Below are 13,850 nucleotides of genomic sequence, written 5' to 3'. Positions count from 1 at the left end.
TATTCTTTTGAGGTGATTTTTCACGCTTTAATTCGAGTTTAACTAGATGATTCAGAAAAGATAATAGCTTTTCCCTTTCACATACATTGCTTGATTAAATAAAACATATCCCTCTCCTGGTTTCATCCGATTCGCTCACTTAAATTCATTAAACTGCATCCTTCCATTTAACACATGTAAAACGCTCCTGATTCACCTCGTTAAATTTATGATAACATAAAAAAAAAGGTAAGAGAATCTTACCTTTTCATTTCGTTAACGTTTCATTTCAACCGGTTGAATCCATACCCCTGAATAATTTTGATTCACTAAATTTTGTTGAACTTGTTTCGCATCATTTAAGCTTGAATAAGAACCACAAATCACACGATAATAGGTTTCTTTTTTCGTTTCTTTCACTAAGTCTGATTCTTCTGTTCGTAGTCCTCCACGTTCATAATCTACATTAAACGCTTTACATAATGAGACAACAATTGCTTCAACATAAGCATCTTCTTGATTTAAGAACGTATATAAATCCGCTTCATTATCTAAATAAAACATTTCAATAATATCCGTTGAAACACCTCCACGCCAAGATTCACGGATAATTCCATAATAATCCGTATAATTATACGTTTGTGTATATCTTAAGGTTTCAGGATCAATAAATCGTTCATAAAGCTCACCTGTATAGGCTTTTGAATAAATCGCACGGAAATTATTTAAACGACTTAATTCTTGTTTTAAATAATATTCAAAACGTGCACTATCTTCTTTAAGTGGGGTATAGATCTCCGCTCCACTTGATTCCCCTCCACCACCTGCGCTATTAACATGAATACTAATCGCTAAATTAGGTTGTAATTCAGCAATTTCGCGTCCTCTGGCTGAGGCATTTCCAACATATGTATCATCTGTTCGTAACTGTGTCACCTTAAATCCAAGCTCTCTTAAGCGAGCTGTTACTTTGGTTGCCACTGTTAAGGTAATATCTTTTTCATTATACCCATGATAATGAGCTCCTTTATCATGTCCACCATGTCCTGCATCCACTACAATATAAGGCATTCTATCACTCCTCTATTTTAATAAGTGCCCACTATTTATATATGCGAAAAGCACAATAGAGGAATGGGCGTTTTGCCAATGTCTCTTTTTTGCTCTGCTTTTTTTAGTCATTATTTAAGACTAAATTCAAAGAATTATCGCTAAAAAAAGTATTCGCATTATAGACATATAACAATTCATTAATCTTTTCCTTTTCAATGAGTGCCTCTAAATCATCAAAATAATAACGCGGATCCACCACTAAAATCTCATCATAATACGGAATCAAAAAAGGAATCAAGGCATTGGCATAAGAATCTTTAAGGACTAGCAACCGATTCTCACTTGAAGAGGTCGTTTGAATTTTAACTAGCGAATGATTGCCACCTAAAAAAACAGTGTATTTATCTCTTCCCTCTAACGCCTCTGTTTGATAAACCGTAGTGCTTTTTTGCTGTTCTTCTACATACGTTACGACATACAAAACATCCGTTTGTGGTAAATACACCTCAATCGTATCTAAACTTCTCGCTTCAAATCCACTTTTCGCACTCAACGTTCCATCAAATGACTCCGTGACCGTCAAAACATGATAGTCCAAATCCACTTCTAAATCCAAACTCTTTGCCAACTGTAAAAATGTATAGTAGGCACCAAGAGTTGACCAGTGGTGATCATTCTTATAGTAAATCGCTTCTTCTTTATGCGATTTCAATGCTTCAGTAGCATTTACAAATAAGATATCCTCTCTTAACTGACTCGCAAAATTTAAAATAGACGCCTGTTGATCGATAACCGGTGCCTCTCTTGGAAGTTTGTCACTTAACACATAGACCGCATTGGGAACCATTAAAAAAGACGTTTTTAACTCCTTAGAAAAATCATTAATCGCTATCAGATTTTGATTAAGAATCTCCTCTGAAGCGGGATGAAAAGCCTCTATTAAATAATCATCAGATCCAAAGTAGACACCATTATTCTCCTTTTGTCCAAGTAACAAATCGGTTTGAGACTTCATTTGGACCCAAGCATCTCGCCCAAAAAACTGATCGTTTACATATTTTTCATATTTACTGCTATAACGACCTTCTAGCACCCGATCCCATTTAAACGTTGGTTTTTGTGCTAAGCTCCGGTTCTCCATTTCTGAAAATGCTACATTATCACTTAATAAATTCAACGTAAAAAACACAAAAATAAAAATCACCCACACACACGCTAAACTACTCCAATACATCCCTTTCCTCATGAGCTCATCTCCTAAAATCTGAAATATAGAAATGGATTATACGTCGTTGTCACCAAATAAGCCGTACTTAAAAGAAGGAGCGTGACTTGCACCACTAGCAGTAATCCACCCCACTTGGTGCTTTTTAAGGTCATTTGAATCTGTTTTAAAAGTGGCGTCGAACAAATAACTCCTAGAATCAATAAGAGGCCATAACTCATCAAATAATACATCGACGTTTTATCATACAACGCGTGTCCTGAAAATCCAAACATCACCTTTAAATAAGAAAAGGCGTCCCCTAGATTTTCAATACTAAAAAACGTCCAACCTATGCTCACAAGGATTAATGTATACGCATGTCTTAACCATGAAGGCCATTTTTCAAGCCATTGCTTTAAGATGATTTTTTCAATAAAAAGCAAGACGCCATAATAAACGCCCCATATCACAAAATTCCAACTCGCTCCATGCCAAAGTCCAGTTAATAACCATACAATCAGTAAATTCCTGATTTGTTTTTTTATTCCTAATCGATTTCCTCCAAGTGGAATATAAACATATTCTCGAAACCACCCTCCCAGTGACATGTGCCAACGTCGCCAAAACTCCGTGACACTTTTTGAAATATACGGATCATTAAAATTTTCTAAAAAATCGAAGCCAAACATTTTTCCAAGACCGATCGCCATATCTGAATATCCACTAAAATCAAAGTAAATTTGTAATGTAAAAGCAATCATACCAAGCCATGCCGTTAGGACTGACAAACTACCAAATTCCATCTCTTGAATCGTTGTAAATAAATACCCAATAGTATTCGCAAGCAACACCTTTTTAGCAAGACCTGCGATAAAGCGCTCCGCACCTAATCCAATCTTTTCAAAACTCTCCTGACGTTCGCTTAATTGAATTTGGATGTCAGTGTATTTGACAATCGGTCCCGCTACAAGTTGTGGAAACATCGTGACATACAAGGCGAATGAAATAATATTTTGTTGCGCTTTAGTTTTTCCAGTATATGCATCAATAACATACGATAAAATTTGAAACGTGTAAAATGAAATTCCAATCGGAAGCGGGATATGTTGACCCTCTAAGCTTAAATGAAAGAGGTAATTAACATTTTCAATGAAAAAATCATAGTATTTAAAAAATCCAAGTAACCCTAAATTAAAAAGAAGTGCCACCATAAATAAGATTTTTTTTTGATTCGGATTTTTTTCCATCAAAAGAACCAACACGTAATTAACAACAATGGATAAAAGCATCAAGACGATATATTTTGGCTCTCCCCACGCATAAAATACTAAACTTGCGATTAATAAAACGAGATTTCGTCCCCGTCTTGGCATCAAAAAATAAGCCAGAAACACGATAGGAAAAAAGACAAACATGAAAAACAAGCTACTAAAAACCATTGATTCTCACCCTACTTCCTAAATGCATTCAAAAAGGCATCACAGTATGTGTCGACTTCGTTTGATACCGCAAAAAACAAATAACTCCCTCGAACTTTTAGCTCATAGTTATCTAGTAAGCTACAATTTTCTGGCTTATAGCCGCTAAAACGATTGATTTGACTTTCAACGCGAGCCTCAACCATTGACTCGATGTCCTCAAGTTGCGAACGATCTTTAACCTCGACAACCAATATCTCTTCAACTTCCATCGATGAAATCGACACGTAATAAACATAACCCGAAATCTCATTTGGATTAACTCCAATGAACCGTCTTAACTCCTTACTCCCCACCTCTTTAACCCGCGTTTCATCGACGAGTAGCGCCTCTTTAATCTGCTCTAGTGAGACATTGGTTGCTTTCTCGCATCCTGTTAACATACTGATTAAAATAAAGCTTCCTAAAACCAAGATGCTTAACTTTTTCATCACTTTGGCTCTGCCTCCTTATACGCTTTAATCACTTGCATCCAAATCGGATAAAACGTCGATTTTACATGAATTCCATCCGGTTCATACATGTCTTCCCTCACATAAGAAGCCACATCTAAAAAACGATAATCTGACACCTCACATAATGTCTTTAATGCCTCATTAAAAACTGTGACACGTTCTAAACTTAACTCAGGTATATTTTTGGCGATATCTTCTCGAATCGGAAAAATAGACACAATATAAACCTTTAAATGAGGTAATGCCTGTTTCATTTCTTGAATTAAGGCCTCATATCGTTCAATGTATTGATCCGCCGTTTTATAGACGAGTAAATCATTCGCACCGAAAAGTAAAAAGACTTCATCAGGACTTAAACGAATGACTTTTTGAACTTCTTCCTCTGCTGTTGCAAGTCGAAGTCCAACTTTCGCTACAACAGAAGAAGGATCTAAATAATCATACGCGGTAAAGGCCTCAACAATCGAGTCTCCCATAAAAACAGAAGACGCAAAGTATTGTTTAAAATCACATTCTTCTTGATTTATTTCTAATCTATCGGGCTCTTTAGCTTGTTTATTTGCAATCATGTCTAGTACTTCACTCACACTCACTTCCTCTAATTTTTTCAAAACTTGGACACTTTCTTCTTGATACGGAGCTATCCCACTTTCTTGTGAATTTGTTCCTTTAGTACGTAAAAAACAAACAACCATTATCATTGTAACGATACAAAAAATAAGATAACGACCTTGCCAAACCCATCGTTTAAAGCGATTGATTCCCACCCTGATCCCCCCTTACTTTATATTAAACTATACGCTTCTCGCCCCTCATTTTATTACGCTAATTGAAGATATTTCCTGACATTCCCCTCTAATAAAAGATAGCGACAAAAGCCTTTTCTTTGTTGAATCTTCAGTTATCCCTATCAAAAAAAGACCTCCTAAGAGGTCATATTAATAATCGATTAAACACCTGATCTTTTGCAATCCCATGACTAATAGCATACAAATACGCGTCTTTTTGTGTTTCATGTGATTTAAAATAGGCATAGTCTCCTTTAGTTTCAATCGTAATAAATAATTTAGCATCAGTCGCGACCTCATCAAGTGTCTGCCAATCTGCCACTAAAGGCCGGTGAAATCCTTTTAGCAATCGAATGACCGCAATTTTAGCTTCATCAAGTTCTCCATATCTAACTTTTAATTGAGCTTCTTCGCCGTAATCATCATGCAATTCACGGCAAACTTCAATAATATCGAAAATAAGTAACTCAGCTAAGCACAGAACAAGTTCATCTTTTAAGTCTTCCGTTTCAATGAGTTCGTTTAACTCGCGTTCATACATTTGTAAATGAAAGAGTAAACTTAAAAAATCATCATATTCATCCTTTGTAAAGGCAACACTTAAGATATTTGTATTTCGTAAATTGATATAAGAGTCTAATGCGTCTTTCGTTTGACTTAAAAACTCTAAAATTCCTTCTTCATTCACAATCATGTTCTCACTCCCCCTGGTACAAAAAAAGAGTAGTTACACGCTACTCTTTTTCAGGATACAAACCCTCATTTGTATCAATTTATTCATTTATCTCACTGTTTATACTACATCCTATGACAAAAAAACTATTTCGTGATATCTCTTTAACCGTCGTCTCATATATTCGTTAAACAGAAAAGCTCATCATTCATTTCTCATCCCAATTTAATTTAAGCCCTAACCCTTGCTGCAATCATCCCATCATCCGTCGGTTGATTCGTATTTATCTCCCCTTTCATCCAAAAACACCTCTTTAATTCGTTCAATACGTCGCGCCAAAACCGTAGGAATAGGTACTCCGAGTTCATGAAGATTTTCTAAAATCGAGGTCCCCTCTTGCAACACTACACCACCTCCTAAAATCTCCATTAATCCGACGTTCTCCACTCCCATTTCACAAAAAAATAACATCCCCTCACTTGGTAATAAATTGAGTAAATTAAAGCCAAGCATCTCATCGAGTAATTTAAACACAAGCATCGAAAATAAAATCATGGCCTTACGAATCAATCCATCTAATCCCACTGAACTATTTAACTGACACTTCAAATAGGCCTTCACATAGCCAGTAAAAAAATCAACAATGACTAATAAGACGACAATCATTAATATTCTCATCATTTTTTATCCCCCTTTCTCTAATGAATATCTTCCTCTCTCTCATTTAGTGTGCAAAAAGCAAAAAAGAAATCAGCGGTACGCACTGATTTCTTTTTTAATGTTGATGTAAAACATGGACTAATCCTTGTTCATATAACATTTTAATATGATTATCATCTAAAGAATAGTAAACGACTTTTCCCTCTTTACGAAACGAGACTAAATGAGCCTGTCTTAAAACACGTAACTGATGTGAAATCGCTGAGTGTGTCATATCTAGTAAGGAGGCTAAATCACACACACACATTTCCGAGTTAACAAGGGCTGAGATGATTCGAATACGAGTCAAGTCTCCCATCGCTTTATATAAATCTGATAATTTCAGTAATTCTTCATCACTTGGCATGACATCTTTTACTTTTTTAATGACATCATTATGAATTGAATCAACACAACATGCTTCCACGAACTCACCTCTATATACTGACTGATTAATCCTGTCACGATCTGATTTCAGTCATCATTATTCAAATACTTTAGTACGAATAGAAACTATAGTCTTGTTAAAGTTTTCAAAAACTCTAGAAAACTTATCGGGACTTATAGTTTCGACTGATGAGTTGATTATAGTCCTTCAGAATAGAAAGTTCAATACTTTCTTGTAAAAACATCAATTCCTAACAAATATGATTAAATTTTACCGTTTTTCTCGATCTAAAAATAAAGATTTCACAAGTGCTAACTGTTCCCTTAATTCCCACTTATATCGTTTTCTTGAATCAGTTTTCGCTCCAATAAGCTGACAGTTAAGATGTAATCGGTGAGCAAGTAATCTCGTTCTAATGCTGTGAAATTCACTGGTTACAATCGCAACGCGTTCTTCTTTAATTAAAGGTTTACAAAACAATAAATTTTCAAATGTATTTCTGGCTAAATCTTCAACGATAATACGATCTTCTGAAATCCCAAATTCTTCTATCAATACGTTTTTCATGATATGGGCCTCTGGAAGTTTCAAATCTGTTCCATTTCCTCCCGTCACAATGACACGTAGCTGAGGATTTTCATGAAGAAGCAAAGCCCCTTTTTCAAGTCGAGAACGAAGAGTCGTACTTACTTCATTACTATGAAGTAATGAACCTAAAATAATAAGCTGATTGATGTCTGCTTCTAATTCTTCGTGCAATGAACTGTTCATTTCAAGATGTAAGACAATCGTATAGGTTACCCAAGCAATTAAAATATTACTCATCTGTACTCCTCCTTTCACTCTTTTACTGTATGGTATGAGTGAAAGTCAAAATTGTGTTTATTTGATGACTAAAATAATGAGTTAAAATAGGTCAATTGCCCAATCTCTTTGCATACGTTATAGTAGATAAAGCGATTTCTTACATCATGACGTGAAGAAAAGGAAGGAAGTGAGTCGTATGGAAAATGAACGTATTGAAGTAGCAAATTATATGATTAAATCGACTGATTCAATTCAAACGATTGCCAATCTGTTTCAAACTACTCCAAAAGTATTGATCCAACTGAATGGAAATCAACCCCTCATTATTAAAGCTAACCGTCAAATTAAAGTTCCCCTACTTCCACATCTCAATCAACACGTCGTTAAATCAGATGAAACGATTCAAGATCTACTCATTCGGTTTAAATTAACACCTGAAGAATTATTGATGTTAAATGAAGATTTACAATTAGCACCTGGTCAAGTAATTAAATTGAAGCCTTAAAAAAAGGTCACGAAGCATTTGGCTTTGTGACCTTTTTTTTAAAACTGTTTGGCTTTTTGAACCATTTGATTTTGTAGTAAACAAATTTGTTGTTTGAGTTGATCCTCGTTAAAACTGTTACGTCCCCAAAGGGTAATTGAATCCACGTCAGTAATTCCAACGAGACTCAGCACAGCTTCAACTTGCGAAACATGATGATTTAAAAAAGAACGATTGCCGCTATAAGGTTGTCCGGATGTTGAAATATACATCACTTTCATATCCGAACAAAGACCAGCTACTTTTCCGTCTTGATAACCAAATGTCACATGACGATACACGATATTATCTAAATAAATTTTTAGCATCGCTGGAAAACTATGATTCCAAACGGGGGCCGCAATCACACACTTATCAAAAGATTTAAATTGCTCTGCTAAATGCCGAATTTCTGTTTCTTTTCCTTGATTATACAATGCTAATCGCTCACAATCCATAATCGGCATAATCGTTTGATACAAATCTAACACTTCGACCGTGTCATTTGGATGTGATAATTGATATTGTTTAATAAAAAAATCAGATAATGTAAAGGTTAACGACTGATCATTAGCTTTCGGATTAGCCTTTATATATAAAAGACGCGCCATAAATTCACCTCGTAATATGATTTTAATGCTCTTTAATCCCTATCATAATATGATGAAATACGATGAATTTATAACGCGTTTTATCTAATTATTTAATTTTAATTACATTTTGTGAAATTCACGAACCAATGCCTCAGCACATTTAATTCCATCGATACCCGCTGAGACGATTCCACCTGCAAATCCAGCTCCTTCACCTGATGGATAAATCCCTTTAACCGTTAATGATTGTAAACTTTCGCTATCACGATCAATACGTACTGGAGAAGATGAACGAGACTCGACTCCCGTCATCACAGCGTCATGCATCCCAAATCCTTTTAGTTTACGATCAAATGCAATTAAGCCTTCACGCATGGCATCTGTAATATAATCTGGTAATAATTTATTCAAATTCGTTAATTTAACACCTAATGCATAAGAAGGGGTCACACTTCCAAGTTTTTTAGACGCTTGTCCTTTTAAGAAGTCCCCAACAAGTTGAGCTGGGGCTGTGTAATTACTTCCACCCATACCAAAAGCTTTTTCTTCTAAACGACGTTGGAACTCCACCCCTGCTAATGGATGATCTGATCCAAAGTCTTCTGGAAATACTTGCACTAATAAGGCACTATTCGCATTTTCTTGATCACGCGCATGTTCACTCATTCCATTCGTTACGAGACGCCCTTTTTCAGAACTTGATGGAACGACTAAACCACCTGGGCACATACAGAACGTATAAACGCCTCGACCATTTGATGCCGTATGTGTTAAACGATATTCTGCTGCTCCTAATTTCTCATGACCTGCAAATTCTTTATACTGAGCTTGATCAATTAGCGTTTGAGGATGTTCAACACGAACTCCTACTGCAAATGGTTTAGCTGTAAATTGAACCCCACGATCATACATGTGATAGAACGTATCACGTGCACTATGTCCAATTGCCACAATCACATGATTAGATTCAATGACGTCTCCACCTTTTACTTTAACTCCTGTGATTTGATTATTTTCGACGATAAAATCTGTCACTTGTGTATTGAAGCGAACTTCTCCACCAAGCGAAATAATTTTTTCACGAATATTTTTAACGACACCACGTAATAAATCCGTCCCAACATGAGGATGTGCCATATATAAAATATCTTCTGGTGCTCCCGCTTCAACTAACGCTTCTAACACCTTACGTCCACGTAAATCTTTAACACGAGTCGTTAACTTCCCATCTGAGAACGTTCCGGCTCCACCTTCACCAAATTGAACATTTGAATTTGGATCTAACTTTCCTTCGCTCCAAAATTCCTCAATCGATTTCACACGGTCATCCACACTTCCACCACGCTCAAGAACGATTGGTTTATACCCCATTTCCGCTAAAATTAATGCTGAAAACATCCCAGCAGGTCCAAAGCCAACGACTACTGGACGGTGAGACATCGGTTTTTCTCCCATAGAGGGATACGCATAATTTAATTCAGGTGTTTTAACGATATTTGGTCGATTTAACTTCAAAATTTGGTCTTCATTTTTAAGGGCAATATCGACGGTATAAACGAACTCCATTTTTCCGCGACGACGCGCATCAATTGACTGTTTATAAATTCTATATTCCAGTAAATCTTCTTCACGAAGCTTTAATTGTGCTAACACTAATTCTTTTACTTTTTCAATCGGATCCTCAATTGAAATTTTAATCTGCGATACTCGGATCATATCATCACTCACTTTCTTAACTAACCTATTATAGCACAAATCGACTTAAAAATTTCATTTAACGTTTCCGCACTGATAAAACTCCCTTAAAATAAGACGTTTTAAAGAGTAGGTAACATGATCATTCAAATAAAACACAGAGCCTATTCCGTCCCCTAGTTAATCTAGTAAACGGTAAAGTAAGAGAGTATTGCCACTAAAGATGAATGCTTCAGAGATTCTCATGCCTTTTGAAATTATTTTTCTTAAGCCATAAAAAAACTTTTTCTATTAAGGCTTTCGTCATAAACAGACATGTGATACACTATTAGTAAGCGGTTACTTTAAGGGGGAGGGTAGCATGTCTATTATCAAAAAATATTTACTCGTCATCATCATAACAGGAATTTTTATCACATTGAGTGGAGCACTGTTATTAGGTCCTTTTGCCTTTTCAACCATCACCACTTCAACGGTTTGTGATGCCGTCTTAGATCATATCGCTGAGCAAATTACATCCACTGAAACAGGTGTAACCTATGAATTAAGTGACTTAAAGACAGAGACTCGTTTCTCTTATCCCAAACAAAAACCGTTTATTCCAGTGAATTATACAATAGGTGGAGCTATTGTTGAACCTCAAACGAGTCTTTATCTCGTTCACGAAGGAAATTTAACACGTGGTAGCAAGCTAACTCTAGAATTTGAAGTTATCCCAACCTCTAGTGGCGTTTATCATTACTATCTAATCAATGAAACCGGCGTTATCGATGAGTTTGAAATAACCGATTCGACCTCTTATTACAACCATCTAAAAATCAAAAAAACAGGAAACTATGCCATTATCTTATCCGTTGAAGACGCACTCGGAGATTATAAGCTCAATTATCATATTACAAGATCTATTCTTCCGCTCTAATCAATACGCTATCTTAATAGAACTAACAAAAAGGATGTCAGCAAGACATCCTTTTTGTTATCGCCATTATTTTAAATGGTAACTGATCAACCTCAATTATATTAATTTGATTAAAATCGTGATGATTCCAAGAATACCAAGGCACATTCCTACTACTTTATTTAACGTTTTAATCTCACACTTGTTCGCAAATTTAGCACTCACATAAGCCGCTACTACACAACAGATAATCACGACTAACATCGGAATAACCTGTATGCTTGCCCCCATAGAAAAATGACTAATCGTTCCAATTAAAGCCACTAGTGTCATAATCATCGTACTTGTTCCGACCGCTACTTTTAAATTATAACCCAGATGTAAAGTGAACACTGTCAGCATTAAAATTCCTCCGCCACTTCCAGTAAAACCACAAATCCAACCGATTCCACATCCAAAAATCATGGCCTGTATCATTTTTTTCTTACTAATCTGTTCTAGTCCAGCTTCTGCATCATGCCCTTCCTCAATGGGTTTGACTAAAAACTTGATCCCGAGAAAAATAGTTGTTAACATTGAAATATAGCCAAGTCCATCTGGTTGCGACTGAGAAAAAAGAAATCCACTGTAACTCCCAACAATCGTTCCGACAAAAGCAGTCATTGCTACTAGCATCCCATGCTTTAAATCAATATTTTTGTTTTTATAGTAAGTATATGCCGTCAATAAACTAGCCAAAACATCTGCTGCAAGCGCAACTGTTACAGCATCATAACTCTTCCATCCACAAATACTGACTAGTAAAGGTGTAATGATGACTGCCGCCGAAAGACCTGCAAGTCCTGTTACAACACCTGCCCCTATTCCTGCGAAAATATAAACAAGATATAACATCATCGATTCCTCCTTTAAGATACTCAAAATTATCCTCTCAAATTTCAATTATATTAATGAAAAAACAAAAACAGTCAATTCTTAACATGTTTTACCTTTCTTTAATAAATCAATATTTCTACTTTGAATTCATTTATTAAAGAAAAACCCATTTGACATAAAAACAATCCTTATTTTAGTCTAAATTCTAATGTTTTTAGGTTTAAAGATTATCCCATTTTATCTCAATCTCATTCATCATCTCCCTCTCTTCTCATCAGATTTCACGTCATAAAAAAGGGACTTTTCAGTCCCTTCTTAATAAATTGTGTACACATTTTTATGAGTGTTTGATTGAAGATAGCCCTTTTTGACATACTCGTGGAATAGATAAAGAGACATTGAGTATAGTGGCAAAATGTAAAGTCCTACTAACCCTAACGTTAAGGCAGCTAAAATTCCCCAACCAATAAAACTAACTTGTAAAATAAATAACTCCCATTTATGTCCATCCATCATTTCACGGCTTTCAGTAATGATATCATCCACTGACATCCCTGGATTTTCATTCGCAATATAATAAACTTGTGAATACGAATAGCCCTTAATGATGCCTGGAATGACAAATAATAATGACCATAAAAAGAGGTAAATATCCTTTACAAACGTTAAGGCCATCACCGACCCTAACTCATCAGTCGGGAAAAAGTCACGAATCGTAAAATCTTCACCACGACGAATTTTTCTTAGGACATCAACAGACCCATACCCAACCAATCCAGTCACTGCCATATTCAGTAACACATTTAAAAGCGGGATAAAGGAAATCAGATTAGACACAATCGCCATCACAATCCAAATTCCAGCATAAATTAGTGCAAATTTAGCCCATGAATTATTTTGAAATTGAGCACGTGCATGTCGTTTAATTTCACCACGCCACTCTATCTTTTGAAATAAGGCAATTAAAACTAAAATAAACGGAACACCGCCAGTTATAAAAAAGGGAATTGTCCAAAACATTCTCTCACATCACTTTCATCAATTATAATCCTATTCTACTGACTTCTAATCAATTATGCAATATTTTTCCATGAAGTTCGGATGAAGTTTTAGACAAAAATTTTTTTAGCTGTTTTAGCAATTGTAGCTGTACTAATCAAATCAAAACCTCCTCCCACAATTCCACCTGTAATCGGAACTAATTTAATTAAATTAATTGCACCTGTTTTCCCCATTTTGGTCAATAATCGAAATCCGACTTTTTGATTAATTTTAGTTAACACTTTACCTGGGATTTTTTTTACTAAAGATGTCCCCATTTTGACACCAATTTGAATGCCACTTTGTTTTAAAATTTCTCCTGCAGAATTCCCAGTTAACGCCACATAAATAAATGTTTTAACTTGGTCATCTAACACATCATATCCTCTCATATGGGCAATAGCAGCAATCATTCGAATTTGAACATATAAAACCGATGCTACATTGGCAGGGATAGCAACCGGCAAAGTTAACACTCCTCCCAATCCAGTTATAAATCCACTTGTCATACATTTCGCTTCTTGAAAAGCGATAAATTTATCAATGGCTTTCTCAACATCTTGATATTTTTCTAAATATTTATCTCCAAGTTCTTGAGCAGTTTCAAAACCTGGTAGCCCTTGAATAGCTTTTTCATAACAAGTATCTAAAACCTGTAACATTTTATCTTCTGTTATTTTATTGTTCATATCTGTTC

16 protein-coding genes are annotated in these 13,850 nt (G+C 35.5%); 2 read left to right on the top strand and 14 right to left on the bottom strand.

Annotation, left to right across the window (positions count from 1 at the left end; genetic code table 11):
• Window positions 1-255: 255 nt before the first annotated feature.
• The 9 genes from HLK68_RS10665 to HLK68_RS10625 all read right to left on the bottom strand — a co-directional run bounded on the left by HLK68_RS10665 (window position 256) and on the right by HLK68_RS10625 (window position 7,545).
• Window positions 256-1,050 (bottom strand): N-acetylmuramoyl-L-alanine amidase, encoded by a 795-nt coding sequence (locus tag HLK68_RS10665; protein ID WP_006785830.1) that lies wholly within the window; start codon window positions 1,048-1,050, stop codon window positions 256-258.
• 103 nt (window positions 1,051-1,153) lie between these two features.
• Window positions 1,154-2,278, bottom strand: coding sequence for a DHHW family protein (locus HLK68_RS10660; protein ID WP_040764171.1), 1,125 nt, complete (start codon window positions 2,276-2,278; stop codon window positions 1,154-1,156).
• Between the two features lie 11 nt (window positions 2,279-2,289).
• Window positions 2,290-3,678 carry an MBOAT family O-acyltransferase gene (locus tag HLK68_RS10655; RefSeq protein WP_132942646.1) on the bottom strand — a complete coding sequence of 463 codons (1,389 nt, stop codon included), beginning with the start codon at window positions 3,676-3,678 and terminating at the stop codon, window positions 2,290-2,292.
• A gap of 11 nt (window positions 3,679-3,689) precedes the next feature.
• Window positions 3,690-4,148, bottom strand: a complete 459-nt coding sequence (locus tag HLK68_RS10650; RefSeq protein WP_238843651.1) for a DUF4358 domain-containing protein — start codon at window positions 4,146-4,148, stop codon at window positions 3,690-3,692.
• Window positions 4,148-4,939 carry an SGNH/GDSL hydrolase family protein gene (locus HLK68_RS10645; RefSeq protein ID WP_006785826.1) on the bottom strand — a complete coding sequence of 264 codons (792 nt, stop codon included), beginning with the start codon at window positions 4,937-4,939 and terminating at the stop codon, window positions 4,148-4,150. The genes HLK68_RS10650 and HLK68_RS10645 overlap by 1 nt, the downstream gene beginning before the upstream one ends.
• Before the next feature lie 166 nt (window positions 4,940-5,105).
• Window positions 5,106-5,654 (bottom strand): hypothetical protein, encoded by a 549-nt coding sequence (locus HLK68_RS10640; RefSeq protein ID WP_006785825.1) that lies wholly within the window; start codon window positions 5,652-5,654, stop codon window positions 5,106-5,108.
• Window positions 5,655-5,894: 240 nt separating this feature from the next.
• On the bottom strand, window positions 5,895-6,314 hold the full coding sequence (locus HLK68_RS10635) for a phage holin family protein (protein WP_009606169.1): 420 nt from the start codon (window positions 6,312-6,314) through the stop codon (window positions 5,895-5,897).
• A gap of 94 nt (window positions 6,315-6,408) precedes the next feature.
• Window positions 6,409-6,759, bottom strand: coding sequence for an ArsR/SmtB family transcription factor (locus HLK68_RS10630; RefSeq protein ID WP_006785823.1), 351 nt, complete (start codon window positions 6,757-6,759; stop codon window positions 6,409-6,411).
• 231 nt (window positions 6,760-6,990) lie between these two features.
• The gene (locus HLK68_RS10625; protein WP_006785822.1) at window positions 6,991-7,545 is read right to left on the bottom strand and encodes a YdcF family protein; all 555 of its coding nucleotides are present in this window, start codon (window positions 7,543-7,545) and stop codon (window positions 6,991-6,993) included.
• A 178-nt stretch (window positions 7,546-7,723) separates the two neighbouring features.
• Between HLK68_RS10625 and HLK68_RS10620 the strand changes: the two genes are divergently transcribed.
• Window positions 7,724-8,032, top strand: coding sequence for a LysM peptidoglycan-binding domain-containing protein (locus tag HLK68_RS10620; protein ID WP_006785821.1), 309 nt, complete (start codon window positions 7,724-7,726; stop codon window positions 8,030-8,032).
• A 38-nt stretch (window positions 8,033-8,070) separates the two neighbouring features.
• Here the strand turns inward: HLK68_RS10620 and HLK68_RS10615 are convergent, their stop codons facing one another.
• Both HLK68_RS10615 and HLK68_RS10610 read right to left on the bottom strand, forming a co-directional pair.
• Window positions 8,071-8,661 carry an FMN-dependent NADH-azoreductase gene (locus HLK68_RS10615; protein WP_006785820.1) on the bottom strand — a complete coding sequence of 197 codons (591 nt, stop codon included), beginning with the start codon at window positions 8,659-8,661 and terminating at the stop codon, window positions 8,071-8,073.
• Between the two features lie 102 nt (window positions 8,662-8,763).
• Complete coding sequence (locus tag HLK68_RS10610) at window positions 8,764-10,359, bottom strand: NAD(P)/FAD-dependent oxidoreductase (protein ID WP_006785819.1); 1,596 nt, start codon at window positions 10,357-10,359, stop codon at window positions 8,764-8,766.
• Between the two features lie 340 nt (window positions 10,360-10,699).
• On the opposite strand from HLK68_RS10610, the gene HLK68_RS10605 reads away from it, so the two are divergent.
• Entirely contained in the window at window positions 10,700-11,257 is a 558-nt protein-coding gene (locus HLK68_RS10605) for a hypothetical protein (RefSeq protein WP_009606178.1), read from the top strand.
• 96 nt (window positions 11,258-11,353) lie between these two features.
• Here HLK68_RS10605 and HLK68_RS10600 read toward each other — a convergent pair whose 3' ends face one another.
• The 3 genes from HLK68_RS10600 to HLK68_RS10590 form a co-directional block, all read right to left on the bottom strand.
• Complete coding sequence (locus tag HLK68_RS10600) at window positions 11,354-12,133, bottom strand: sulfite exporter TauE/SafE family protein (protein ID WP_006785817.1); 780 nt, start codon at window positions 12,131-12,133, stop codon at window positions 11,354-11,356.
• A 294-nt stretch (window positions 12,134-12,427) separates the two neighbouring features.
• Complete coding sequence (locus HLK68_RS10595) at window positions 12,428-13,132, bottom strand: DUF975 family protein (RefSeq protein ID WP_006785816.1); 705 nt, start codon at window positions 13,130-13,132, stop codon at window positions 12,428-12,430.
• Window positions 13,133-13,221: 89 nt separating this feature from the next.
• Window positions 13,222-13,842, bottom strand: coding sequence for an EcsC family protein (locus tag HLK68_RS10590; protein ID WP_006785815.1), 621 nt, complete (start codon window positions 13,840-13,842; stop codon window positions 13,222-13,224).
• Between the last annotated feature and the right edge of the window lie 8 nt (window positions 13,843-13,850).

It is taken from the genome of Turicibacter sanguinis (assembly GCF_013046825.1).
GTDB classification, from domain to species: Bacteria; Bacillota_I; Bacilli_A; order MOL361; family Turicibacteraceae; genus Turicibacter; species Turicibacter sanguinis.
The sequence above is the reverse complement of the archived record's forward strand: the minus strand, read 5'-3'. Positions and strand labels throughout refer to the sequence as shown.

Bases quoted from the DNA above. Each gene is read 5' to 3' on its own strand.
- HLK68_RS10600 (WP_006785817.1), bottom strand. From the start codon at position 12,133: ATGATGTTATATCTTGTTTATATTTTCGCAGGAATAGGGGCAGGTGTT.
- HLK68_RS10625 (WP_006785822.1), bottom strand. From the start codon at position 7,545: ATGAGTAATATTTTAATTGCTTGGGTAACCTATACGATTGTCTTACAT.
- HLK68_RS10620 (WP_006785821.1), top strand. From the start codon at position 7,724: ATGGAAAATGAACGTATTGAAGTAGCAAATTATATGATTAAATCGACT.
- HLK68_RS10610 (WP_006785819.1), bottom strand. From the start codon at position 10,359: ATGATCCGAGTATCGCAGATTAAAATTTCAATTGAGGATCCGATTGAA.
- HLK68_RS10665 (WP_006785830.1), bottom strand. From the start codon at position 1,050: ATGCCTTATATTGTAGTGGATGCAGGACATGGTGGACATGATAAAGGA.
- HLK68_RS10655 (WP_132942646.1), bottom strand. From the start codon at position 3,678: ATGGTTTTTAGTAGCTTGTTTTTCATGTTTGTCTTTTTTCCTATCGTG.
- HLK68_RS10640 (WP_006785825.1), bottom strand. From the start codon at position 5,654: ATGATTGTGAATGAAGAAGGAATTTTAGAGTTTTTAAGTCAAACGAAA.
- HLK68_RS10615 (WP_006785820.1), bottom strand. From the start codon at position 8,661: ATGGCGCGTCTTTTATATATAAAGGCTAATCCGAAAGCTAATGATCAG.
- HLK68_RS10660 (WP_040764171.1), bottom strand. From the start codon at position 2,278: ATGAGGAAAGGGATGTATTGGAGTAGTTTAGCGTGTGTGTGGGTGATT.
- HLK68_RS10650 (WP_238843651.1), bottom strand. From the start codon at position 4,148: ATGAAAAAGTTAAGCATCTTGGTTTTAGGAAGCTTTATTTTAATCAGT.
- HLK68_RS10635 (WP_009606169.1), bottom strand. From the start codon at position 6,314: ATGATGAGAATATTAATGATTGTCGTCTTATTAGTCATTGTTGATTTT.
- HLK68_RS10605 (WP_009606178.1), top strand. From the start codon at position 10,700: ATGTCTATTATCAAAAAATATTTACTCGTCATCATCATAACAGGAATT.
- HLK68_RS10590 (WP_006785815.1), bottom strand. From the start codon at position 13,842: ATGAACAATAAAATAACAGAAGATAAAATGTTACAGGTTTTAGATACT.
- HLK68_RS10595 (WP_006785816.1), bottom strand. From the start codon at position 13,132: ATGTTTTGGACAATTCCCTTTTTTATAACTGGCGGTGTTCCGTTTATT.